This window comes from Enterobacter sp. JJBC, from assembly GCF_036936505.1.
Taxonomy (GTDB): domain Bacteria; phylum Pseudomonadota; class Gammaproteobacteria; order Enterobacterales; family Enterobacteriaceae; genus Enterobacter; species Enterobacter hormaechei_C.
The window spans coordinates 810,690-834,093 of sequence record NZ_CP136935.1; the positions used below are offsets into that span (position 1 = coordinate 810,690).

17 protein-coding genes and 1 pseudogene are annotated in these 23,404 nt (G+C 55.0%); 15 read left to right on the forward strand and 3 right to left on the reverse strand.

Annotated features, from left to right (window positions below):
- Window positions 1-20: 20 nt before the first annotated feature.
- A complete protein-coding gene (locus RY075_RS03965; protein WP_003856476.1) occupies window positions 21-1,343 on the forward strand; it encodes an MFS transporter in 1,323 nt (440 codons plus the stop codon).
- On the opposite strand, the gene satP is transcribed toward RY075_RS03965, so the two are convergent.
- A complete protein-coding gene (satP, locus tag RY075_RS03970; RefSeq protein ID WP_109948597.1) occupies window positions 1,320-1,886 on the reverse strand; it encodes an acetate uptake transporter in 567 nt (188 codons plus the stop codon). The genes RY075_RS03965 and satP overlap by 24 nt on opposite strands.
- Window positions 1,887-2,181: 295 nt before the next feature.
- Here satP and dnaK point away from each other — a divergent pair, with 295 nt between their 5' ends.
- From dnaK to nhaR, 4 genes are all read left to right on the forward strand, one after another.
- A complete protein-coding gene (gene dnaK / locus RY075_RS03975; protein WP_003856470.1) occupies window positions 2,182-4,095 on the forward strand; it encodes a molecular chaperone DnaK in 1,914 nt (637 codons plus the stop codon).
- A gap of 87 nt (window positions 4,096-4,182) precedes the next feature.
- Window positions 4,183-5,328 (forward strand): molecular chaperone DnaJ, encoded by a 1,146-nt coding sequence (gene dnaJ, locus RY075_RS03980; protein WP_008502040.1) that lies wholly within the window; start codon window positions 4,183-4,185, stop codon window positions 5,326-5,328.
- A 173-nt stretch (window positions 5,329-5,501) separates the two neighbouring features.
- Window positions 5,502-6,677 carry a Na+/H+ antiporter NhaA gene (gene nhaA, locus RY075_RS03985; protein ID WP_022650383.1) on the forward strand — a complete coding sequence of 392 codons (1,176 nt, stop codon included), beginning with the start codon at window positions 5,502-5,504 and terminating at the stop codon, window positions 6,675-6,677.
- Between the two features lie 58 nt (window positions 6,678-6,735).
- On the forward strand, window positions 6,736-7,635 hold the full coding sequence (gene nhaR / locus RY075_RS03990; protein WP_003856462.1) for a transcriptional activator NhaR: 900 nt from the start codon (window positions 6,736-6,738) through the stop codon (window positions 7,633-7,635).
- A 58-nt stretch (window positions 7,636-7,693) separates the two neighbouring features.
- On the opposite strand, the gene rpsT is transcribed toward nhaR, so the two are convergent.
- Window positions 7,694-7,957, reverse strand: a complete 264-nt coding sequence (rpsT, locus tag RY075_RS03995; protein WP_003856458.1) for a 30S ribosomal protein S20 — start codon at window positions 7,955-7,957, stop codon at window positions 7,694-7,696.
- 115 nt (window positions 7,958-8,072) lie between these two features.
- On the opposite strand from rpsT, the pseudogene RY075_RS04000 reads away from it, so the two are divergent.
- The 10 genes and pseudogenes from RY075_RS04000 to RY075_RS04045 all read left to right on the forward strand — a co-directional run.
- Window positions 8,073-8,278, forward strand: a pseudogene (locus RY075_RS04000) (DUF2575 domain-containing protein); the annotation flags it as partial.
- A 7-nt stretch (window positions 8,279-8,285) separates the two neighbouring features.
- Window positions 8,286-9,212, forward strand: coding sequence for a bifunctional riboflavin kinase/FAD synthetase (ribF, locus tag RY075_RS04005; protein WP_003856456.1), 927 nt, complete (start codon window positions 8,286-8,288; stop codon window positions 9,210-9,212).
- 45 nt (window positions 9,213-9,257) lie between these two features.
- Window positions 9,258-12,074: an isoleucine--tRNA ligase gene (gene ileS, locus RY075_RS04010; RefSeq protein WP_109948596.1), complete on the forward strand. Its 2,817-nt coding sequence runs from the start codon at window positions 9,258-9,260 to the stop codon at window positions 12,072-12,074.
- Window positions 12,074-12,574, forward strand: a complete 501-nt coding sequence (gene lspA / locus RY075_RS04015; RefSeq protein ID WP_003856452.1) for a signal peptidase II — start codon at window positions 12,074-12,076, stop codon at window positions 12,572-12,574. Before ileS ends, lspA begins: the two co-directional genes overlap by 1 nt.
- A 116-nt stretch (window positions 12,575-12,690) precedes the next feature.
- Entirely contained in the window at window positions 12,691-13,140 is a 450-nt protein-coding gene (fkpB, locus tag RY075_RS04020) for an FKBP-type peptidyl-prolyl cis-trans isomerase (protein ID WP_003856450.1), read from the forward strand.
- A gap of 1 nt (window position 13,141) precedes the next feature.
- A complete protein-coding gene (gene ispH, locus RY075_RS04025; protein WP_003856448.1) occupies window positions 13,142-14,092 on the forward strand; it encodes a 4-hydroxy-3-methylbut-2-enyl diphosphate reductase in 951 nt (316 codons plus the stop codon).
- A gap of 205 nt (window positions 14,093-14,297) precedes the next feature.
- Window positions 14,298-15,119 carry a 4-hydroxy-tetrahydrodipicolinate reductase gene (gene dapB, locus RY075_RS04030; RefSeq protein WP_109948595.1) on the forward strand — a complete coding sequence of 274 codons (822 nt, stop codon included), beginning with the start codon at window positions 14,298-14,300 and terminating at the stop codon, window positions 15,117-15,119.
- Between the two features lie 454 nt (window positions 15,120-15,573).
- A complete protein-coding gene (gene carA / locus RY075_RS04035; protein WP_032608475.1) occupies window positions 15,574-16,722 on the forward strand; it encodes a glutamine-hydrolyzing carbamoyl-phosphate synthase small subunit in 1,149 nt (382 codons plus the stop codon).
- Between the two features lie 18 nt (window positions 16,723-16,740).
- Entirely contained in the window at window positions 16,741-19,965 is a 3,225-nt protein-coding gene (gene carB / locus RY075_RS04040; RefSeq protein WP_023315370.1) for a carbamoyl-phosphate synthase large subunit, read from the forward strand.
- Window positions 19,966-20,105: 140 nt separating this feature from the next.
- The gene (locus RY075_RS04045) at window positions 20,106-20,339 is read left to right on the forward strand and encodes a YgdI/YgdR family lipoprotein (protein WP_003856439.1); all 234 of its coding nucleotides are present in this window, start codon (window positions 20,106-20,108) and stop codon (window positions 20,337-20,339) included.
- Between the two features lie 48 nt (window positions 20,340-20,387).
- Here RY075_RS04045 and RY075_RS04050 read toward each other — a convergent pair whose 3' ends face one another.
- Complete coding sequence (locus tag RY075_RS04050) at window positions 20,388-23,399, reverse strand: autotransporter outer membrane beta-barrel domain-containing protein (protein WP_080461308.1); 3,012 nt, start codon at window positions 23,397-23,399, stop codon at window positions 20,388-20,390.
- Window positions 23,400-23,404: the final 5 nt, after the last annotated feature.

Genomic DNA, 23,404 nt, shown 5'->3' on the forward strand with positions numbered 1-23,404 from the left:
CACATGCACAATGGTTCGCTATGTCACATAATACCCGACCTCTGAATCGACAGGACTACAAAACCCTCACGCTCGCTGCCCTGGGCGGCGCGCTGGAGTTTTACGATTTCATCATCTTTGTCTTCTTCGCCGCCGTTGTGGGGGCGCTGTTTTTCCCGGCGGATATACCGGAATGGCTGCGTCAGGTGCAAACCTTCGGCATTTTCGCTGCCGGGTATCTGGCGCGTCCGCTGGGCGGCATTGTCATGGCGCACTTTGGCGATCTGGTTGGGCGCAAGAAGATGTTTACCCTCAGCATCCTGCTTATGGCCGTGCCGACGCTGGCGATTGGCCTTTTGCCTACCTATGAGTCGATGGGCATTATCGCCCCGTTATTGCTGCTGCTGATGCGTATTCTCCAGGGCGCGGCCATCGGCGGGGAAGTGCCTGGCGCGTGGGTGTTTGTCGCTGAGCACGTCCCGGTGCGCCGCATCGGCATTGCGTGCGGAACGCTGACCGCAGGGCTGACGATCGGGATCCTGCTTGGCTCCGTAGTTGCAACCATCATCAATACCAGCATGACGCAACAGGCCGTTCACGACTGGGGCTGGCGTATACCGTTCCTGCTGGGCGGGGCGTTTGGGCTGGTGGCAATGTACCTGCGACGCTGGTTGCAGGAGACGCCTATATTTCTGGAAATGCAGCAGCGGAAGGCGCTGGCGCAAGAACTGCCGGTGAAAACCGTAGTAGTGCGGCATAAAAAAGCGGTAGTCGTGTCGATGCTTCTGACCTGGCTGCTGTCTGCGGGTATCGTGGTGGTCATTTTGATGTCGCCGGTCTGGCTGCAAAAACAGTACGGTTTTGCGCCTGCCGTGACGTTACAGGCGAACAGTATCGCGACAATTATGCTCTGCTTTGGCTGTCTGGCCGCCGGGCTGGCGGCGGATCGTTTCGGCGCCAGCGTGACCTTTATTGTCGGCAGCCTGCTGCTGGCCGCGTCGAGCTGGGCATTCTATCATCTTGCGGGCACCCATCCTGAACAGCTGTTCCTGCTGTACGGTGTCGTCGGGCTGTGTGTGGGCGTCGTTGGCGCCGTACCGTACGTGATGGTCCGCGCCTTTCCGCCGGAGGTACGCTTCACCGGAATCTCTTTCTCTTATAACGTCTCGTATGCCATTTTCGGCGGGCTGACCCCGATTGTGGTGACGGTGTTGATGGGGCTGTCGCCCCTTGCACCTGCGTGGTACGTGCTGGCGTTATCGCTGATGGGGCTGGTATTGGGGATGTGGCTTCGCCAGTCAGAGGGACGTCGTGCCCGTGACGCGGGCACGACAGAGGGATCAGTGTTTTTCACCAATCGGTAGAATGGTGCGGTCGAACTGCTCGTTCAGCACTTCACCCATGGCCAGGTAGATTGCGCTTGCGCCGCAAACCAGACCGACCCAGCCGGCAACGTGAACGATGCCTTCGTTATCCGCCAGGTGACCGATGGCCAGCAGGGCGAACAGGACGGTCAGGCTCAGGAAGACGAATTGCAGCGCGCGGTTCGCCTTGAGGGTGCCAAAGAACATGAACAGGGTGAACACGCTCCACAGTCCCAGGTACACGCCCAGGAAATGGGCGTTTGCCGCCTCCGCCAGGCCCATTTTAGGCATCAGCAGAATCGCGACCAGAGTCAGCCAGAAAGAACCGTAAGAGGTAAAGGCGGTTAAGCCGAAGGTGTTGCCTTTCTTATATTCCAGCAGGCCCGCAAAGATTTGTGCGATACCGCCGTAAAAAATGCCCATCGCCAGGATAATGCCGTCCATCGGGAACATCCCGATATTGTGCAGGTTCAGCAGAATGGTGGTCATGCCAAAACCCATCAGGCCCAGCGGAGCCGGATTAGCCAACTTAGTGTTGCCCATAAGTCCTCAAAAAATCATCATTAATATGGTGAAATGGTTAAACCCGCGCCAGTTCTCCCTGACGGGGCGCGGCATCATAATGGGCGGCATCGACGCCGTCTATGATCTCATCGGGGTGAAATTAAAAAATTTTTTATCCTTCCCCCTTGATGGATGCCGTTGTGACCCCATCTTGTAAGCAACCGCAGTGTGTGGACCTGAAAAAAATCAAATCTGGGCAGTTGAAAAAGCACGTTCTGCCCTTATTACAGGTACACAACCACATGTTGACTGAATTTTTAGTGGAGACGTTTAGATGGGTAAAATTATTGGTATCGACCTGGGTACTACCAACTCTTGTGTAGCGATTATGGATGGCACTACTGCACGTGTGCTGGAGAACGCCGAGGGCGATCGCACCACGCCTTCTATCATTGCTTATACCCAGGATGGTGAAACTCTGGTTGGTCAGCCGGCTAAACGTCAGGCAGTGACAAACCCGCAAAACACCCTGTTTGCGATCAAACGCCTGATTGGCCGCCGCTTCCAGGACGAAGAAGTTCAGCGTGACGTTTCCATCATGCCTTACAAAATCATCGCAGCCGATAACGGCGATGCATGGCTTGATGTGAAAGGCACCAAAACTGCACCTCCGCAGATCTCTGCTGAAGTGCTGAAGAAAATGAAGAAAACTGCGGAAGATTACCTGGGTGAACCGGTAACTGAAGCTGTTATCACCGTACCTGCTTACTTCAACGATGCTCAGCGTCAGGCAACCAAAGATGCTGGCCGTATCGCAGGCCTGGAAGTAAAACGTATCATCAACGAACCAACCGCAGCAGCACTGGCTTACGGTCTGGATAAAGAAGTTGGCAACCGTACTATCGCGGTTTACGACCTGGGTGGTGGTACCTTCGATATTTCTATTATCGAAATCGACGATGTTGACGGCGAAAAAACCTTCGAAGTTCTGGCAACCAACGGTGATACCCACCTGGGTGGTGAAGACTTCGATACCCGTCTGATCAACTACCTCGTTGACGAGTTCAAGAAAGATCAGGGCATTGACCTGCGTAACGACCCGCTGGCTATGCAGCGCCTGAAAGAAGCCGCTGAGAAAGCGAAGATCGAGCTGTCTTCCGCTCAGCAGACCGACGTGAACCTGCCTTACATCACCGCAGACGCGACCGGTCCAAAACACATGAACATCAAAGTGACCCGTGCGAAACTGGAAAGCCTGGTAGAAGACCTGGTGAACCGTTCTATCGAGCCACTGAAAGTTGCATTGCAGGACGCTGGCCTGTCCGTGTCTGACATTCAGGACGTTATCCTGGTAGGTGGTCAGACTCGTATGCCGATGGTTCAGAAGAAAGTGGCTGAATTCTTTGGTAAAGAGCCACGTAAAGACGTGAACCCGGACGAAGCGGTTGCTATCGGTGCTGCGGTTCAGGGTGGTGTACTGACCGGTGAAGTGAAAGACGTACTGCTGCTGGACGTTACCCCGCTGTCTCTGGGTATCGAAACCATGGGTGGCGTGATGACTCCGCTCATCAACAAAAACACCACTATCCCGACGAAACACAGCCAGGTGTTCTCTACCGCTGAAGACAACCAGTCTGCGGTAACCATCCATGTGATTCAGGGTGAGCGTAAGCGCGCGGCGGATAACAAATCTCTGGGTCAGTTCAACCTGGACGGTATTAACCCGGCACCACGCGGCATGCCACAGATCGAAGTCACCTTCGACATCGATGCTGACGGTATCCTGCACGTGTCTGCGAAAGACAAAAACAGCGGTAAAGAACAGAAGATTACCATCAAGGCATCTTCTGGCCTGAACGAAGCGGAAATCGAAAAAATGGTTCGTGATGCCGAAGCTAACGCGGAATCCGACCGTAAGTTTGAAGAGCTGGTTCAGACCCGTAACCAGGGTGACCATCTGCTGCACAGCACCCGTAAGCAGGTTGAAGAAGCGGGCGATAAACTGCCAGCGGAAGACAAAACTGCAATCGAAACTGCACTGAGCGCGCTGGAAACGTCTCTGAAAGGCGAAGACAAAGCGGACATCGAAGCGAAGATGCAGGAGCTGGCACAGGTTTCTCAGAAGCTGATGGAAATCGCTCAGCAGCAGCACGCACAGCAGCAGGCGGGCGCTGATGCTTCGGCGAACAACGCGAAAGACGACGATGTTGTCGACGCTGAGTTCGAAGAAGTGAAAGACAAAAAATAATCGCCCTGATGCAGGGTAAGTAATCGGCACGGGCGTAGGAGAATTCTCCACGCCCGTGCTCGCATGTTAAGGGGCTTAAAAAAACCAATGGCAAAGCAAGACTATTACGAGATTTTAGGCGTTCCGAAAACTGCGGAAGAGCGTGAAATCAAAAAGGCGTATAAGCGCCTGGCCATGAAATTCCACCCTGACCGTAATCAGGGTGACAAAGAGGCTGAAGCCAAATTTAAAGAGATTAAAGAAGCCTACGAAGTCCTGACCGATGCACAAAAACGTGCGGCCTATGATCAGTACGGACACGCGGCCTTTGAACAGGGCGGCATGGGCGGCGGTGGATTTGGTGGCGGCGGCTTCGGCGGCGGCGCTGATTTCAGCGATATCTTTGGTGATGTATTTGGCGATATCTTCGGTGGCGGGCGTGGCCGTCAGCGCGCGGCGCGCGGCGCAGACCTGCGCTATAACATGGACCTGACGCTGGAAGAAGCGGTTCGTGGCGTCACCAAAGAGATCCGTATTCCGACGCTGGAAGAGTGTGACGTTTGCCACGGCAGCGGTGCGAAAGCGGGGACTCAGCCACAGACCTGCCCAACCTGTCACGGTTCCGGTCAGGTGCAGATGCGCCAGGGCTTCTTCGCGGTGCAGCAGGCCTGTCCGCACTGTCATGGTCGCGGTACGCTGATTAAAGATCCGTGCACCAAATGTCATGGTCACGGTCGCGTGGAGAAAACCAAAACGCTGTCCGTTAAGATCCCGGCAGGCGTCGATACGGGCGACCGCATCCGTCTGGCAGGTGAGGGTGAAGCCGGCGAGCACGGCGCACCGGCAGGCGATCTGTACGTTCAGGTTCAGGTGAAGCAGCACGCCATCTTCGAGCGTGAAGGTAACAACCTGTACTGTGAAGTGCCGATCAACTTTGCGATGGCGGCGCTGGGCGGCGAAATCGAAGTGCCGACGCTGGACGGTCGCGTTAACCTGAAAATCCCTGGCGAAACCCAGACCGGGAAACTGTTCCGCATGCGCGGCAAAGGCGTTAAATCCGTTCGCGGTGGCGCGCAGGGTGACCTGTTATGCCGCGTGGTCGTGGAAACGCCGGTCGGCCTGAACGATAAGCAGAAACAGCTGCTGAAAGAGCTTCAGGAAAGCTTTGGTGGCCCGACAGGTGAGAAAAACAGCCCGCGCTCCAAAAGCTTCTTCGATGGCGTCAAAAAATTCTTCGACGATTTAACCCGCTAACCCGCCAGCTGGTTACTATCATTTAAAGCCCGGAAGCGATTCCGGGCTTTTTGCTTTATAGCGTTATACCTCGGTTAAACTGAATCTATAACCAATATTAATCTGTTTTTACCGATCTGTTTGCGCTGATATTATGGTTTTACCGAGGTATTGTTGTAAAAGAGAGTTTAAACGTGAAATTACTACACCGTTTCTTTAGCAGTGAGGCATCCGGCGGCGTTATCCTGATTATTGCTGCTGCGGCTGCCATGCTGCTCGCCAATATGGGCATGACACGCGATCTCTATCACGCATTTCTGGAAACGCCCGTCGAGCTGAAGGTCGGGGCGCTGGAAATTAATAAGAACATGCTGCTGTGGATCAACGATGCGCTGATGGCGGTGTTCTTCCTGCTGGTGGGCCTGGAAGTTAAACGTGAGCTGGTGAGCGGTTCGCTTGCCAGCCGTCAGCGTGCGGCGTTTCCGGTGATCGCGGCTATTGGCGGGATGATCGTTCCGGCGTTGCTCTTTCTCGCATTTGCGTGGCAGGATCCGGTTGCTCGTGACGGCTGGGCGATCCCGGCCGCAACGGATATCGCGTTTGCGCTCGGGGTCTTAGCCTTGCTCGGTAGCCGCGTCCCGGTAGCACTGAAAATTTTCCTGATGGCGCTGGCGATTATCGATGATCTTGGCGCTATCGTGATTATCGCGCTGTTCTACACCAGCGATCTGTCCGTTCTGTCGCTGAGCGTGGCGGCCGTGGCTATTGCGGTGCTGGCGTTGCTGAACGTCTTCAACGTTCGACGCACGGGGATTTATATTCTGGTGGGGATGGTGCTGTGGACGGCGGTGCTGAAGTCTGGCGTGCATGCCACGCTGGCGGGCGTCATCGTTGGCTTCTTTATTCCGCTGAAGGAACAGGACGGCAAATCGCCTGCCAGACAGCTGGAGCATGTGCTTCATCCGTGGGTGGGTTTTATGATCCTGCCGCTGTTTGCGTTTGCCAACGCGGGTGTTTCCCTGGCCGGGGTTACCCTGGACGGACTCACCTCTGTGCTGCCGCTGGGTATCATCGCCGGTCTGTTTATTGGTAAGCCGCTGGGCATCAGCCTGTTCTGCTGGCTGGCGCTGAAGCTGAAGCTGGCGTCATTGCCAAACGGAACCACCTTTAGCCAGATTATGGCCGTTGGCGTGCTGTGCGGTATTGGATTCACCATGTCGATCTTTATCTCGACGCTGGCGTTTGGCGCAAGCGCGCCTGAGCTTATCGTCTGGGCGAAACTCGGCATTCTTATCGGGTCGTTCCTGGCCGCGGTTATGGGTTACACCTTGTTGAAGGTGAAGTTGTCCGGACAGGCTGTCCAGGCATAACAGGAAACCGGGAGAAGGGAAGCCTTCTCCCGATAAACTATCAGGGAGTGAAAACGTGATGTCTCATTTGAACTATAACCATCTCTATTACTTCTGGCATGTCTACAAGCAGGGCTCGGTCGTGGGTGCCGCAGAGGCGCTCTACCTGACGCCACAGACTATCACCGGGCAAATCAAAGCCCTGGAAGAGCGCTTGCAGGGAAAGCTTTTTAAGCGGAAAGGGCGTGGCATTGAGCCGAGCGAGCTGGGTGAACTGGTATTCCGCTATGCGGACAAGATGTTCACCCTGAGCCAGGAGATGCTGGATATCGTTAACTATCGCAAAGAGTCGAACCTGCTCTTTGACGTGGGCGTGGCGGATGCGTTGTCCAAACGGCTGGTAAGCGGTGTGCTGGATGCGGCGGTGGTGGAAGATGAACAGATACATTTACGCTGCTTTGAGTCCACTCACGAGATGCTGCTGGAACAGCTGAGCCAGCATAAGCTGGATATGATTATTTCGGATTGTCCTATCGATTCCACGCAGCAGGAAGGCTTGTTCTCGGTGAAAATTGGCGAATGCGGTGTCAGTTTCTGGTGCATCAATCCACCGCCGGAAAAACCGTTTCCGGCTTGCCTGGAAGAGCGCCGCTTGCTGGTTCCGGGGAGGCGGTCCATGCTCGGACGTAAGCTGCTGAACTGGTTTAATTCGCAGGGGCTAAACGTAGAAATTCTCGGTGAGTTCGACGATGCGGCGCTGATGAAAGCCTTTGGCGAGGCGCACAACGCTATCTTCGTTGCCCCGACGCTGTATGCGCACGATCTCTATTCAGACGACAAGATTACCGAGATTGGCAGGGTGGATAACGTGATGGAAGAGTATCACGCCATATTCGCCGAAAGGATGATTCAGCATCCGGCGGTGCAGCGAATCTGCAACCGGGACTACTCGGCGCTGTTTACGCCGCCGGCAATCTGAAGGCATAAAAAAACCCGCGTTAAGCGGGTTCTTTCAAACAAGCAACAACAAGTGGCGATTAAGCCAGTTTGTTGATCTGCGCGGTCAGGTTTGCTTTATGACGCGCTGCTTTGTTTTTGTGGATCAGACCTTTAGCAGCCTGACGATCCACGATTGGTTGCATTTCGTTAAATGCGTTCTGCGCTGCAGCTTTGTCGCCAGCTTCGATTGCTGCGTATACTTTCTTGATGAAAGTACGCATCATAGAGCGACGGCTTGCATTGTGCTTACGAGCCTTTTCAGACTGAACGGCACGTTTCTTAGCTGATTTGATATTAGCCAAGGTCCAACTCCCAAATATGATCTATGTGGACAATTCAAAGGCCGAGGAATATGCCCTCTATACCTTCTTTTGTCAATGGATTTGTGCAAATAAGCGCCGTTAATGTGGCGACGCTACGTTACGTAGTGATGGCGCAGGATTCTACCAGCTTGTCGTTCGTGAATACAGCTTTTCGGCGTAAAAATCGCAGTTGGCGGGCAGATTTTTTTGCTGTGAAAGGTCAGCGTGATGAAATCATACGGCTTTCTGTTTAGCGTGAACAATCGCCGGTTAACCTTAACCGCTGTACAAGGTATACTTTGGCGATTTTCACTGTTTTGAGCCAGTCATGAAGCTGATACGCGGCATACATAATCTCAGTCAAGCCCCGCACGGGTGCGTGCTGACCATTGGTAATTTCGACGGCGTGCATCGTGGGCATCAGGCGCTGTTGCAGGGATTGCGTAAAGAAGGCGAGGCGCGAGGCCTGCCCGTCGTGGTGATGATTTTCGAGCCTCAGCCGCTGGAGCTGTTTGCAGGCGAGAAATCCCCCGCGCGGCTGACGCGTCTGCGTGAGAAGTTACGCTACCTGGCGGAGTCAGGGGTGGACTACGTCCTGTGTGTACGGTTCGACCGTCGTTTTGCCGCGCTGACCGCACAAAATTTTGTCAGCGACCTGTTGGTCAGGCAGCTTGGCGTGCAGTTTCTCGCCGTGGGCGATGATTTCCGCTTTGGCGCTGGTCGTCAGGGCGATTTCTTGTTATTACAGAAGGCTGGCCTGGAGTACGGGTTTGACGTCACCAGTACAATGACCTTCTGCGAGGGCGGCGTGCGCGTCAGCAGCACGGCGGTACGTCAGGCGCTGGCGAACGATGAACTGGACACGGCAGAAACGCTGCTGGGTCACCCGTTCACGATTTCAGGTCGCGTGGTCCATGGCGATGCGCTGGGCCGCACGATAGGTTTCCCGACGGCGAATATACCGCTGCGTCGTCAGGTCTCCCCGGTTAAAGGGGTCTATGCGGTGGAAGTGGCAGGACTGGGCGAGAAGCCTTTCTACGGCGTCGCCAACATTGGCACACGTCCAACGGTTGCCGGTGTGCGTCAACAGTTAGAAGTACACCTGCTGGACGTTGTAATGGACCTGTATGGTCGCCATATAGATGTGATACTGCGTAAAAAAATACGCAATGAACAGCGATTCGCTTCGCTGGATGAACTTAAGGCGCAAATCGCGCGAGATGAATTAACGGCCCGCGAGTTTTTTGGGCTTTAGAACCGGCTTAACTGCCTACGTGATAAATACGGAACCGAGAATCTGATGAGTGACTATAAATCAACCCTGAATTTGCCGGAAACAGGGTTCCCGATGCGCGGCGATCTCGCCAAGCGTGAACCGGGAATGCTGGCGCGTTGGACCGATGATGACCTGTACGGCATCATTCGTGCAGCCAAAAAAGGCAAAAAAACCTTCATTCTGCATGATGGCCCTCCATATGCGAATGGCAGCATTCATATTGGTCACTCTGTAAACAAGATTCTGAAAGACATTATCGTGAAGTCCAAAGGACTCGCGGGATATGACTCGCCTTACGTTCCGGGCTGGGACTGCCATGGTCTGCCAATCGAGCTGAAAGTGGAGCAAGAGTACGGTAAGCCGGGTGAGAAGTTCACCGCCGCAGAATTCCGCGCGAAATGCCGCGAATACGCTGCCACCCAGGTTAACGGTCAGCGCGCTGACTTTATCCGTCTGGGCGTGCTGGGCGACTGGTCGCATCCGTACCTGACCATGGATTTCAAAACCGAAGCCAACATCATCCGTGCGCTGGGTAAAATCATCGGTAACGGTCACCTGCACAAAGGCGCGAAGCCGGTGCACTGGTGCGTGGACTGCCGTTCTGCGCTGGCAGAAGCGGAAGTAGAGTATTACGACAAAACCTCGCCTTCTATCGACGTGGCGTTCGAAGCGGTCGATCAGGATGCGATCAAAGCTAAATTTGGTCTGCCTGGGGTAAGCGGTCCAGTCTCGCTGGTTATCTGGACAACCACCCCGTGGACGCTGCCTGCTAACCGCGCGATCTCCCTCTCTGGCGAGTTTGAGTATGCGCTGGTGCAGATTGATGGCCGTGCGGTTATCCTGGCGAAAGACCTGGTCGAAAGCGTACTGAAACGCGCGAACATCACCGATTACACCGTGCTGGGCACCGTAAAAGGCGACGCGCTGGAACTGATGCGCTTCAAACACCCGTTCCTGGACTTCGACGTTCCGGCGATTCTGGGCGACCACGTAACGCTGGACGCGGGTACCGGTGCGGTACATACCGCCGGTGGCCACGGCCCTGACGACTACAACATCAGCCTGAAGTACGGTCTGGAAATCGCCAACCCGGTTGGGCCGGACGGCTCCTACCTGCCTGGCACCTACCCGGCGCTGGACGGCATCAACGTCTTCAAAGCGAACGACATTATTGTCGACATGCTGCGCACCAGCGGCGCGCTGCTGCACGTTGAAAAAATGCAGCACAGCTATCCGTGCTGCTGGCGTCACAAGACGCCAATCATCTTCCGTGCGACCCCGCAGTGGTTCGTCAGCATGGATCAGAAGGGCCTGCGCGAGCAGTCTCTGAAAGAGATCAAAGGCGTGCAGTGGATCCCGGACTGGGGCCAGGCGCGTATCGAATCCATGGTGGCTAACCGTCCTGACTGGTGTATCTCCCGTCAGCGCACCTGGGGCGTGCCGATGTCGCTGTTCGTGCACAAAGAGACGCAGGAACTGCATCCGAACACCCTGGAACTGATGGAAGAAGTGGCGAAACGCGTTGAAGTTGACGGCATTCAGGCGTGGTGGGATCTCGACGCCCGCGACATCCTGGGCGCGGACGCGGACAACTACGAGAAAGTGCCGGATACCCTGGACGTGTGGTTCGACTCCGGTTCAACCCATGCCTCTGTGGTTGACGTGCGCCCTGAGTTCGCCGGTCACGCTGCCGACATGTATCTCGAAGGCTCCGACCAACACCGCGGCTGGTTCATGTCATCCCTGATGATCTCCACCGCCATGAAGGGCAAAGCACCTTACCGTCAGGTACTGACTCACGGCTTCACCGTGGATGGTCAGGGCCGTAAGATGTCCAAGTCCATCGGTAACACCGTTTCGCCGCAGGACGTAATGAACAAGCTGGGCGCGGACATCCTGCGTCTGTGGGTAGCCTCTACCGACTACACCGGCGAAATGGCGGTGTCTGACGAGATCCTGAAGCGTGCTGCCGACAGCTATCGTCGTATCCGTAACACCGCGCGCTTCCTGCTGGCGAACCTGAACGGGTTCGATCCGGTAAAAGATATGGTGAAGCCGGAAGAGATGGTCGTGCTCGATCGCTGGGCGGTAGGCTGCGCGAAAGCGGCGCAGGAAGATATCCTGAAAGCGTATGAGTCTTACGATTTCCACGAAGTGGTGCAGCGCCTGATGCGCTTCTGCTCCATCGAGATGGGCTCGTTCTACCTCGACATCATTAAAGACCGTCAGTACACCGCGAAAGCGGACAGCGTGGCGCGCCGCAGCTGTCAGTCTGCGCTGTACCACATCGCAGAAGCGCTGGTGCGCTGGATGGCGCCGATCATGTCCTTCACCGCGGATGAAATCTGGGGTTACCTGCCGGGCGACCGTGAGAAGTATGTCTTCACCGGCGAGTGGTATGAAGGTCTGTTCGATCTCTCCAGCACCGAAGCGATGAACGATGCCTATTGGGACGAGCTGCTGAAAGTGCGTGGCGAAGTGAACAAGGTTATCGAGCAGGCGCGCGCTGACAAGAAAGTCGGTGGCTCTCTGGAAGCGACGGTGACCCTGTACGCAGAGCCTGAGCTGGCCGCGAAGCTGACCGCGCTGGGCGATGAATTACGATTTGTCCTGTTGACCTCCGGTGCGAAAGTTGCGGATTATGCCGAGGCGTCTGCTGATGCTCAGCAGAGCGAACTGCTCAAAGGACTGAAGGTCGCACTGAGCAAAGCCGACGGTGAGAAATGCCCGCGTTGCTGGCATTACACTACCGATGTCGGTCAGGTGGCGGAACACGCAGACATCTGCGGACGCTGTGTAAGCAACGTCGCCGGTGACGGCGAAAAACGTAAGTTTGCCTGATGAGTAAAACTCTCTGTTCAACAGGACTGCGCTGGCTGTGGCTGGTGGTAGTGGTGCTGATTATTGATTTGGGGAGCAAGTTCCTGATCCTCCAGAATTTCGCTCTGGGGGATACGGTCCCGCTATTCCCGTCGCTTAACCTGCACTACGCCCGCAACTACGGTGCGGCGTTTAGTTTCCTTGCCGACAGCGGTGGCTGGCAGCGCTGGTTCTTCGCGGGTATCGCTATCGGTATCTGCGTCGTGCTGGCGGTGCTGATGTACCGCTCGAAGGCCACGCAAAAGCTGAATAACATCGCCTACGCGCTGATTATTGGCGGCGCGCTGGGTAACCTGTTTGACCGCCTGTGGCACGGCTTTGTGGTCGATATGATCGACTTCTACGTCGGCGACTGGCACTTCGCGACCTTTAACCTCGCCGATAGCGCAATATGCGTTGGTGCGGCGTTAATCGTGCTGGAAGGCTTCTTGCCTAAACCGGCAGCGAAAGAGCAGGCGTAACAAAACCAGCCGGGTGACGCGTAGCGATCCCGGCCTACAGAATTTGTGGCCCCCGTAGGCCCGGTAAGCGTAGCGCCACCGGGCAACAGGTGACCCAAAACAAGCGAGCAATTTGCATGTCTAAATCCGTACAGAGCAACAGCGCGGTTCTCGTTCACTTTACGCTGAAGCTGGATGACGGCTCTACGGCCGAATCCACCCGCAACAACGGCAAACCAGCCCTGTTTCGTCTTGGCGATACCTCCCTGTCTGAAGGTCTTGAGCAGCAGCTTCTCGGTCTGAAAGAGGGTGAGAAAAAAGCCTTTTCGCTGGAGCCGGATGCCGCGTTTGGCGTGCCAAGCCCGGATCTGATCCAGTACTTCTCCCGTCGTGAGTTTATGGACGCGGGTGAACCGGAGATCGGGGCAATTATGCTCTTTACCGCTATGGACGGCAGCGAAATGCCTGGCGTGATCCGCGAAATCAACGGCGACTCGATTACCGTTGACTTCAACCATCCGCTTGCCGGGCGCACTGTCCATTTTGATGTAGAAGTGCTGGAGATCGATCCGGCACTGGAGGCCTGAAATGCAGATCCTGTTGGCTAACCCGCGCGGTTTTTGCGCCGGTGTAGACCGCGCTATCAGCATTGTTGAAAACGCGCTGGAGATTTACGGCGCGCCGATTTACGTGCGTCACGAAGTGGTGCACAACCGCTACGTGGTCGACAGCCTGCGCGAGCGCGGTGCGATTTTTATCGAGCAGATCAGCGAAGTGCCGGACGGCGCAATTCTCATCTTCTCCGCGCACGGCGTCTCGCAGGCGGTACGCAACGAGGCGAAAAACCGCGATCTGACCGTTTTCGATGCCACCTGTCCGCTGGTGACCAAAGTGCATATGGAAGTGGCGCGCGCCAGCCGTCGCGGTGAAGAGTCAATTCTGATTGGTCACGCCGGTCACCCGGAAGTGGAAGGCACCATGGGCCAGTACAGCAACCCGGAAGGGGGCATGTATCTGGTTGAGTCACCGGAAGACGTCTTTACGCTGAATGTGAAAAACGAAGCCCGACTGTCGTTTATGACCCAGACGACGCTTTCCGTGGACGACACCTCAGACGTGATTGACGCCCTGCGCCAGCGCTTCCCGAAAATCGTCGGGCCGCGCAAAGATGATATCTGCTACGCAACCACCAACCGTCAGGAAGCCGTGCGCGCGCTGGCTGAACAGGCGGACGTGGTGCTGGTGGTCGGCTCGAAAAACTCCTCTAACTCTAACCGTCTGGCCGAACTGGCGCAGCGTATGGGGAAAGCGGCGTTTTTAATCGACGACGCAACGGACATTCAGGAAGCGTGGGTGAAAAACGCGGTCTGCGTCGGTGTTACCGCAGGCGCTTCAGCGCCGGATATTCTGGTGCAGAACGTCATTGCCCGCCTGCAAGAGCTGGGCGGTGGCGAAGCGGTGCCGCTGGAAGGCCGCGAAGAGAACATTGTCTTTGAAGTGCCGAAAGAGTTGCGTATTGACGCGCGAGAAGTGGAATAGTTCTTTATCTGATGAAAGGCCAGCACCTCCTGTGCTGGCCTTTTTTTTGCCCCAAACTTTATCGTGACGACAAAATCATGTCTTTTACTGATATTTAAGTCGGTTTCACGTTAAATTCTAATTATCGGTGTTTTCAGTTGGCAGGCTTTGCCAAGGCTGGTTAATCTGAAAACGGTTTACATCATTTTAACGTAAGAGAATAACTATGCATGATGCACAGATCCGCGTTGCTATTGCGGGCGCGGGTGGACGTATGGGTCACCAGCTGATTCAGGCGGCACTACAGATGGATGGCGTGGCACTCGGCGCGGCGCTGGAGCGTGAGGGTTCATCCCTGCTGGGAGCCGATGCAGGCGAACTGGCGGGCGCGGGCAAGACAGGCGTAACCGTACAGAGCAGCCTTGAGGCAGTGAAAGAAGACTTTGATGTGTTCATCGACTTTACCCGTCCGGAAGGCACGCTGGCTCATCTGGCGTTTTGCCGTCAGCACGGTAAAGGGATGGTGATTGGTACCACTGGTTTCGATGATGCCGGTAAACAGGCCATTCAGGACGCAGCCACCGACATTGCGATTGTCTTCGCTGCGAACTTTAGCGTCGGCGTTAACGTCATGCTGAAACTGCTGGAAAAGGCAGCGAAGGTGATGGGCAATTATACCGACATTGAGATTGTTGAAGCACACCACCGCTATAAAGTTGATGCTCCATCAGGCACGGCGCTGGCGATGGGCGAAGCGATTGCTCATGCACTTGATAAAGATTTAAAAGAGTGCGCGGTCTATACCCGTGAAGGACATACCGGCGAACGCGTGCCCGGGACAATTGGTTTCGCAACCGTTCGTGCAGGCGATATCGTCGGTGAACATACGGCGATGTTCGCCGATATTGGCGAACGTGTTGAGATTACCCACAAAGCGTCAAGCCGCATGACGTTTGCGAATGGTGCAGTTCGCGCCGCTTTGTGGCTTAACGCGAAGGAAAAGGGTCTTTTTGATATGCGAGATGTGCTTGATCTCAATAATTTGTAAGCGATATTACCCATCGTGATGTGGTTATTGCAGTCGTAATTACTTGATTGCATGGGGCAATAATTTATTGCCCTCTTATTTTATCCGTTTTAGATAAAAAATAATGCTTAGGCGGTATAAAGCTTATTGATGTGCCATTTTTCTGTGAAATATATGTAAATTTTGACCATCTGGTCCACTTTTTGTCACCCGCCTCCCTAAAATTCTAACAAACCTGCCGCGCAAGCGTTTTCCGGAATGATTTACCTGATCTTTTTGCCCATTAAATCCCATTCCAGATGCCAGGCTTGCAAAAGAATAAACAAAACTCCCGTTTTAAGTTGACTTTTACATGGCAAATCCCCAGAATGCCGCCGTTTGCCAAAAATCCGCTGGCAACACATTTGCATTGATCCATGATATGGTTATGAATTAATATGCAAATAAAGTGAGTGAATATTCTCTGGAGGGTGTTTTGATTAAGTCAGCGCTATTGGTTCTGGAAGACGGAACCCAGTTTATCGGTCGGGCCATAGGGGCAACGGGTTCGGCGGTTGGGGAAGTCGTTTTCAATACTTCAATGACCGGTTATCAAGAAATCCTCACTGATCCTTCCTATTCTCGCCAAATCGTTACTCTTACTTATCCTCATATCGGCAATGTCGGCACCAATGCGGCTGACGAAGAATCCTCTCAGGTACATGCGCAAGGCCTGGTCATTCGCGACCTGCCGCTGATTGCCAGCAACTTCCGCAACACCGAAGACCTCTCTTCTTACCTGAAGCGCCATAACATTGTGGCGATTGCCGATATCGATACCCGTAAGCTGACGCGTCTGCTGCGCGAGAAGGGCGCACAAAACGGTTGTATCATCGCAGGGGATAACCTCGATGCGACGCTGGCGCTGGAAAAAGCGAAAGCCTTCCCGGGTCTGAACGGTATGGACCTGGCGAAAGAAGTGACCACGGCGGAAGCCTACAGCTGGACGCAGGGTAGCTGGACGCTGGAAGGCGACCTGCCGGAAGCGAAACCGGAAAGCGAGCTGCCGTTCCACGTGGTGGCCTACGATTTTGGCGCCAAGCGCAACATCCTGCGTATGCTGGTTGACCGTGGCTGCCGCCTGACGGTCGTCCCGGCACAAACGTCTGCGGAAGATGTTCTGAAGATGAACCCGGACGGCATCTTCCTCTCTAACGGTCCTGGCGACCCGGCGCCGTGCGACTACGCTATCGACGCCATCAAGTCCTTCCTTGAAACCGATATCCCGGTATTCGGCATCTGTCTCGGCCATCAGCTGCTGGCGCTGGCGAGCGGAGCGAACACCGTCAAGATGAAGTTCGGCCACCACGGTGGTAACCACCCGGTGAAAGATATCGACAACAACACGGTGATGATCACCGCGCAGAACCACGGCTTCGCTGTGGATGAAGCGACGATGCCAGCTAACCTGCGCGTGACGCACAAATCACTGTTCGATGGTACCTTGCAGGGTATCCATCGTACCGATAAGCCTGCGTTCAGCTTCCAGGGCCACCCTGAAGCCAGCCCGGGCCCACACGATGCCGCACCGCTGTTCGATCACTTCATCGAACTTATTGAGCAATACCGTAAGATCGCTAAATAATCAGGAGCTGAGAAGACCATGCCAAAACGTACAGACATAAAAAGCATCCTGATCCTTGGCGCTGGCCCGATTGTCATCGGCCAGGCCTGTGAATTTGACTACTCTGGCGCGCAGGCGTGTAAAGCCCTGCGTGAAGAGGGTTACCGCGTCATTCTTGTGAACTCTAACCCGGCGACCATCATGACCGACCCGGAAATGGCGGATGCGACCTACATCGAGCCGATTCACTGGGAAGTGGTACGCAAAATTATCGAGAAAGAGCGTCCGGACGCGGTGCTGCCGACCATGGGCGGCCAGACGGCGCTGAACTGTGCGCTGGAGCTGGAGCGTCAGGGCGTGCTGGAAGAGTTCGGCGTGACCATGATCGGTGCGACCGCCGACGCGATTGATAAAGCAGAAGACCGTCGCCGCTTCGACGTGGCAATGAAAAAAATTGGCCTTGATACCGCGCGTTCCGGTATCGCGCACAATATGGAAGAAGCGCTGGCCGTTGCGGCTGAAGTGGGCTATCCGTGCATCATCCGTCCATCGTTCACCATGGGCGGCACCGGCGGCGGCATTGCCTACAACCGCGAAGAGTTTGAAGAGATTTGTGAGCGCGGCCTGGATCTCTCCCCAACCAAAGAGCTGCTGATTGATGAATCGCTGATTGGCTGGAAAGAGTACGAGATGGAAGTGGTGCGTGATAAAAACGACAACTGCATCATCGTCTGCTCCATCGAAAACTTTGACGCGATGGGGATCCACACCGGCGACTCTATCACCGTTGCGCCAGCTCAGACGCTGACCGACAAAGAGTACCAAATCATGCGTAACGCCTCGATGGCGGTACTGCGTGAAATCGGCGTGGAAACCGGCGGCTCTAACGTGCAGTTCTCGGTGAACCCGAAAACCGGCCGTCTGATTGTTATCGAAATGAACCCGCGCGTGTCCCGTTCCTCCGCGCTGGCCTCCAAAGCCACCGGCTTCCCGATTGCGAAGGTGGCGGCGAAACTGGCGGTGGGTTACACCCTTGACGAGCTGATGAACGACATCACCGGTGGCCGCACCCCTGCGTCCTTCGAACCGTCCATCGACTACGTTGTGACTAAAATTCCTCGCTTTAACTTCGAGAAATTCGCCGGCGCCAACGACCGTCTGACCACCCAGATGAAATCTGTTGGTGAAGTCATGGCGATTGGCCGCACGCAGCAGGAATCCCTGCAAAAAGCGCTGCGTGGCCTGGAAGTGGGCGCGACCGGCTTTGACCCGAAAGTCAGCCTGGACGACCCGGAAGCGCTGACCAAAATCCGCCGTGAGCTGAAAGACGCGGGCGCAGAGCGTATCTGGTACATCGCCGATGCCTTCCGCGCGGGCCTGTCCGTCGACGGTGTATTTAACCTGACTAACATTGACCGCTGGTTCCTGGTGCAGATTGAAGAGCTGGTGCGTCTGGAAGAGAAAGTGGCGGAGCTGGGCATCAACGGCCTGGACGCTGACTTCCTGCGTATGCTGAAGCGTAAAGGCTTCGCCGATGCGCGTCTGGCTAAACTGGCGGGCGTGCGCGAAGCGGAGATCCGCAAGCTGCGCGACCAGTATGACCTGCATCCGGTTTACAAGCGCGTGGACACCTGTGCGGCAGAGTTCTCGACCGATACCGCGTACATGTACTCCACCTATGAAGACGAGTGCGAAGCGAACCCGTCCGTCGACCGCGACAAGATTATGGTGCTGGGCGGCGGTCCAAACCGTATCGGCCAGGGCATCGAGTTTGACTACTGCTGCGTACACGCCTCTCTGGCGCTGCGCGAAGACGGTTACGAGACCATCATGGTCAACTGTAACCCGGAAACCGTCTCGACCGACTACGATACCTCCGACCGCCTCTACTTCGAGCCGGTTACCCTGGAGGACGTGCTGGAAATCGTGCGCATCGAGAAGCCAAAAGGCGTGATCGTGCAGTACGGCGGCCAGACTCCGCTGAAGCTGGCGCGCGCGCTGGAAGCAGCAGGTGTACCGGTTATCGGCACCAGCCCGGATGCGATTGACCGTGCGGAAGACCGCGAGCGTTTCCAGCAGGCGGTTGACCGTCTCAAGCTGAAACAGCCGGCGAACGCCACCGTGACCGCGATTGAAATGGCCGTTGAGAAAGCGAAAGAGATCGGCTACCCGCTGGTGGTGCGTCCATCCTACGTACTGGGCGGCCGCGCGATGGAAATCGTCTACGACGAAGCGGACCTGCGTCGCTACTTCCAGACGGCGGTGAGCGTTTCCAACGATGCGCCAGTGCTGCTCGACCGCTTCCTCGACGACGCGGTTGAAGTCGACGTGGATGCCATCTGCGACGGCGAAATGGTGCTGATTGGCGGCATCATGGAGCACATCGAGCAGGCGGGCGTGCACTCGGGTGACTCCGCCTGTTCTCTGCCAGCGTACACCCTGAGCCAGGAGATTCAGGACGTGATGCGCCAGCAGGTGCAGAAGCTGGCCTTCGAGCTTCAGGTTCGCGGCCTGATGAACGTTCAGTTCGCGGTAAAAGACAACGAAGTCTATCTGATTGAAGTCAACCCGCGTGCGGCGCGTACCGTACCGTTTGTCTCTAAAGCGACCGGTATTCCGCTGGCGAAAGTGGCGGCGCGCGTGATGGCTGGCCAGACGCTGGCTCAGCAGGGCGTCACGAAAGAAATCATCCCGCCGTACTACTCGGTGAAAGAGGTGGTGCTGCCGTTCAACAAATTCCCGGGCGTTGACCCGCTGTTAGGGCCAGAGATGCGCTCTACCGGGGAAGTAATGGGCGTGGGCCGCACCTTCGCAGAAGCGTTTGCGAAAGCGCAGCTGGGCAGTAGCTCCACCATGAGAAAATCTGGCCGTGCGCTGCTCTCCGTTCGCGAAGGCGATAAAGAGCGCGTGGTTGACCTGGCCGCCAAGCTGCTGAAACAGGGCTTCGAGCTGGACGCCACTCACGGTACGGCGATTGTGTTGGGTGAAGCGGGTATCAACCCGCGTCTGGTGAACAAAGTGCATGAAGGTCGTCCGCACATTCAGGATCGTATCAAGAATGGCGAATATACCTACATCATCAACACCACCGCAGGACGCCAGGCGATTGAAGACTCCAAGCTGATTCGCCGCAGCGCGCTGCAATACAAAGTGCACTACGACACCACCCTGAACGGCGGTTTCGCAACAGCGATGGCGCTGAATGCGGATGCCACCGAGAAGGTGATTTCGGTGCAGGAAATGCACGCGCAGATTAGCAAGTAACCCCCATTGCCCGGTACCGTTCGGTTACCGGGCAATTTTCCCATCTTAAGAACCTTCTGGTTTTTCATCCGCTTTCAGTCAGTTAGCCTAAAATAGTTAGGTCGATAACGAAAATTCAACTGAGAGCAGGGGAATACACCATGCAAAATAAATTACTGATCGCTTCCGTTCTGGCTGCCACCGCAATGTTCACCGTGGCGGGCTGTTCGTCCAATCAGGCCGTAAAAACCACCGATGGCAAAACGATTGTTACTGACGGGAAACCGCAGGTGGATGACGATACCGGTCTGGTATCGTACAAAAACGCCGAAACCGGTCAAACTGAACAGATTAACCGCGACCAGGTTAAATCAATGGGTGAGCTGGATAACTAAAAAAAAGCAGTGGCACATGCCACTGCTTTTTTGCTTCAGAATGATCGATTACCACCGATGGTTTAACAAAATATGACCGCCGTATGCGGCATAGCTGTTTTCACCCCATTCGCCGCTGGCTCGCAGGGAGATTGTCGTGGTTTCGTTCAGGTTGCCGGTTACGCCCAGCTCTAACTGACCACGATCTTCCGGCGTATCGTTGCTGACGGTCTCGTCGTTGAATGCCAGATCGTTTTGACCAGCACCTTTCAACCAGTTAACCGCGACGTACGGCTGCCAGGCCTTGACGTCCTTCTGCTGGAAGTAGCTTGCTTTAACGCCGAGACGACCAAAGACGCTGTCGTTGTCCAGGGTAGTGACGCGTACGCCGTCGCGATCGGTATGATTTTCCTGATCGAGATAGCTGTAGATCACCTGCGCCTGCGGCTCGATCTTCCAGGTACGTTCATTTTCTGACTGGATAACCCACGCGTGGCCGACTTCAACAGACGCGGCGAAACCTTCGCTATCGTAGTCTTCGTCGTTGCGGTTGCTGGTGACTTTGTTGTTGTACCAGCTGTATGCGGCCCAGGTATCAACGTAGCTGCCCAGACGTAATTTCTGATCTTCCTGCCAGGTGGCGTAAAGCCCAACATTGAAACCATCAACCTTACCCTGTGCGTCACGCACGTTGTGCTTCGCATCAGAGTGGGTCTTCGCCTGGCCTGCACCGAACATCCCGCCAGCACGCAAGATACCGTTATCCATTGGCTTGCTCATGAAATCGCTGCCGACTTGCAGTACGGTCGTGGTGGTGTCATAGCTGACTTTATCGCCACCCGCATCGTTCTCGTGATAGCGACCCTTAACGTACATCCAGGTGTTCAGGTCGTCTTCATTGCGGAAGGTGATCTGGTCGCGATCGTCACGTTTATGCAGGAACATGCCCTGTGCGGCAAGGTAGTTGCCTAAGTAAGCACCCACTTCAGGCGCCATGACTTCCGGCGCATTGTTACCGCCGTTGTCAGTGCTACCGCCGTTGTCGGTGTTGCCGCCGTTGTCAGTGTTACCGCCGTTGTCGGTGTTACCACCGTTGTCGGTGTTACCACCGTTGTCGGTGTTACCGCCGTTATCGGTGTTGCCGCCGTTGTCAGTGTTACCGCCGTTATCGGTGTTACCGCCGTTATCGGTGTTACCGCCGTTATCGGTGTTGCCGCCGTTATCGGTGTTGCCGCCGTTATCGGTGTTGCCGCCATCATCGGTATTGCCACCGTCATCGGTGTCGTCAGAAGGATCATCAGAAGGCGTCGCCTTTGATTCCAGATACCAGTTGCCGTCACTGTGCTGGTAGAGGTTATATTCCCAGGCGCCTGCGACGACCGGTTTTGCCAGCGTCAGTTGGGCTTCGGAACTGCCGCCGATGCTGACAATTTCCATACCGTTAATGGTTTGCGCGCCTGCGCCGCCAATGTTGGTAATGCTGACGCCGGACTGACCGAAGCTGCTGCCCGTAATAGTGAGGTGGTCAGTTGGTGAATTATCTTCACCCAGGGTGCTGTTCATCACAATCTGGCTACCGTCAGAGCCGGTGTAGTCGCCATTAATCGTAAAATTATTGCCAACGCTATTATCAGCCGCACTGAGTAACAGCGTACCACCATTAGTCACGTTACCGTTGATGGTATCGACGTCGGAAGCGCTGAGCGTGGAGTTACCCTGGACGGCATTCCATGCCGCCAGCGTACCGCCGCTAAGAACTGCGATGTTGTTGTTCACTTCGCCTGCGGTGGCAAAGGTCGCGCCATTTTCAACGGTAACAGTGGCGTTACTGCCCTTGACGCCGAGCGTTGCGCCGGTGGAGACCAGCGTGGTGCCGCCGTGCAGAACCGTATCCCCTGTGTAGCTATTTTTGCCCGTCAGGGTCAGGGTGTTGGAGTCTACTTTTTCGACGTTACCGCTACCGGTCATGTCGGTGGCGAAAGTGAAATCGCTACCCTGATTGAAAATGACGGTACCGTTGTTGGTGATCCCACCGCTGAGCATCGCAGTTTTTTCGCCATCGCCCAGTTGCAGCGAGGCGTCTTTGGCCACCCGCGTATTACCGGTGTTGGATACTTCGCCCGCCAGGGTTAACGCGCCCTTGTCTATCAGCAAGGAGTCGCCAGAGCCAATAATGTCAATATCGCCCGACAGCGCCCAGTTTTCGCCGTTCATTGTGACGCTGGCAAAACCGTCCCCTTCATTCAGACCCACAAAATTGCTGTCTTCTGTACCGGTGCCGATCAGAGTGAGGGTGTTTCCCGTGGAATTGGTGGAAATAACGTCACCGACAAGGACGGAACCCGTATCAAGCACCAGCGTGTTATTTTTATTGCTGGCAAAAATAATAGCGGCTGTATTACCACTAATCGTTCCGCTATTCTTGATATCCAATTTTGCAGTATCTTTTACATTGATACCGTTCTCGGTTCCCTGCACAAGGGCACTGTTAGTAAGCTTGGTGTTGCCATTAGTTGCCGTAATAGCATCACCATTTGTACCGATAATTGCGCCACTGTTATTAATGCCAATACCATACCGAGTACTTAGACCCGTTTTTCCTTTTATCATTCCGGTGCTGGTATTGATAATGTTTACTGCGGAAGAGTTTTCGCCGACAAACATGCCATTTTCCGCACCGATAATATTTCCACTGTTATTAAAATCACCGAGCATTGACTGAATATTAACAGCATTCGCGGTGGTGGAGGAAATGGTTGCACCGATGTCGTTATTAATTAAAATGCGCTGTTCACCAGTATTAATATCCAGGCCATTTCCCGTGCCAGAAATATTGCCATAATTAGTGGTAGTAGTGGTAGTAAACCCAGTGACAGACACCGCCGCTTCACTACCCGCGGAGGATATCGTCACGTCTTTATTAATAACATATTCAGCATCGGCTGAAAAATCTTGAGGGACTGAGGTTGATTGATCAATGATTGCAGAAAATGCAACCGCGGGGGTGCATATCAACAAAGCAGGAAATATCTTCCCTAGAGTTTTGGTTGTATTATTTAATTTGAAGAATTTTTTGCTCATGTACA

Coding starts and splice junctions, on each gene's coding strand:
- dnaK (WP_003856470.1), top strand. CDS start 2,182: ATGGGTAAAATTATTGGTATCGACCTGGGTACTACCAACTCTTGTGTA.
- ileS (WP_109948596.1), top strand. CDS start 9,258: ATGAGTGACTATAAATCAACCCTGAATTTGCCGGAAACAGGGTTCCCG.
- carB (WP_023315370.1), top strand. CDS start 16,741: ATGCCAAAACGTACAGACATAAAAAGCATCCTGATCCTTGGCGCTGGC.
- ispH (WP_003856448.1), top strand. CDS start 13,142: ATGCAGATCCTGTTGGCTAACCCGCGCGGTTTTTGCGCCGGTGTAGAC.
- RY075_RS04050 (WP_080461308.1), bottom strand. CDS start 23,399: ATGAGCAAAAAATTCTTCAAATTAAATAATACAACCAAAACTCTAGGG.
- nhaR (WP_003856462.1), top strand. CDS start 6,736: ATGTCTCATTTGAACTATAACCATCTCTATTACTTCTGGCATGTCTAC.
- fkpB (WP_003856450.1), top strand. CDS start 12,691: ATGTCTAAATCCGTACAGAGCAACAGCGCGGTTCTCGTTCACTTTACG.
- lspA (WP_003856452.1), top strand. CDS start 12,074: ATGAGTAAAACTCTCTGTTCAACAGGACTGCGCTGGCTGTGGCTGGTG.
- satP (WP_109948597.1), bottom strand. CDS start 1,886: ATGGGCAACACTAAGTTGGCTAATCCGGCTCCGCTGGGCCTGATGGGT.
- RY075_RS04045 (WP_003856439.1), top strand. CDS start 20,106: ATGCAAAATAAATTACTGATCGCTTCCGTTCTGGCTGCCACCGCAATG.
- dnaJ (WP_008502040.1), top strand. CDS start 4,183: ATGGCAAAGCAAGACTATTACGAGATTTTAGGCGTTCCGAAAACTGCG.
- RY075_RS03965 (WP_003856476.1), top strand. CDS start 21: ATGTCACATAATACCCGACCTCTGAATCGACAGGACTACAAAACCCTC.
- dapB (WP_109948595.1), top strand. CDS start 14,298: ATGCATGATGCACAGATCCGCGTTGCTATTGCGGGCGCGGGTGGACGT.
- ribF (WP_003856456.1), top strand. CDS start 8,286: ATGAAGCTGATACGCGGCATACATAATCTCAGTCAAGCCCCGCACGGG.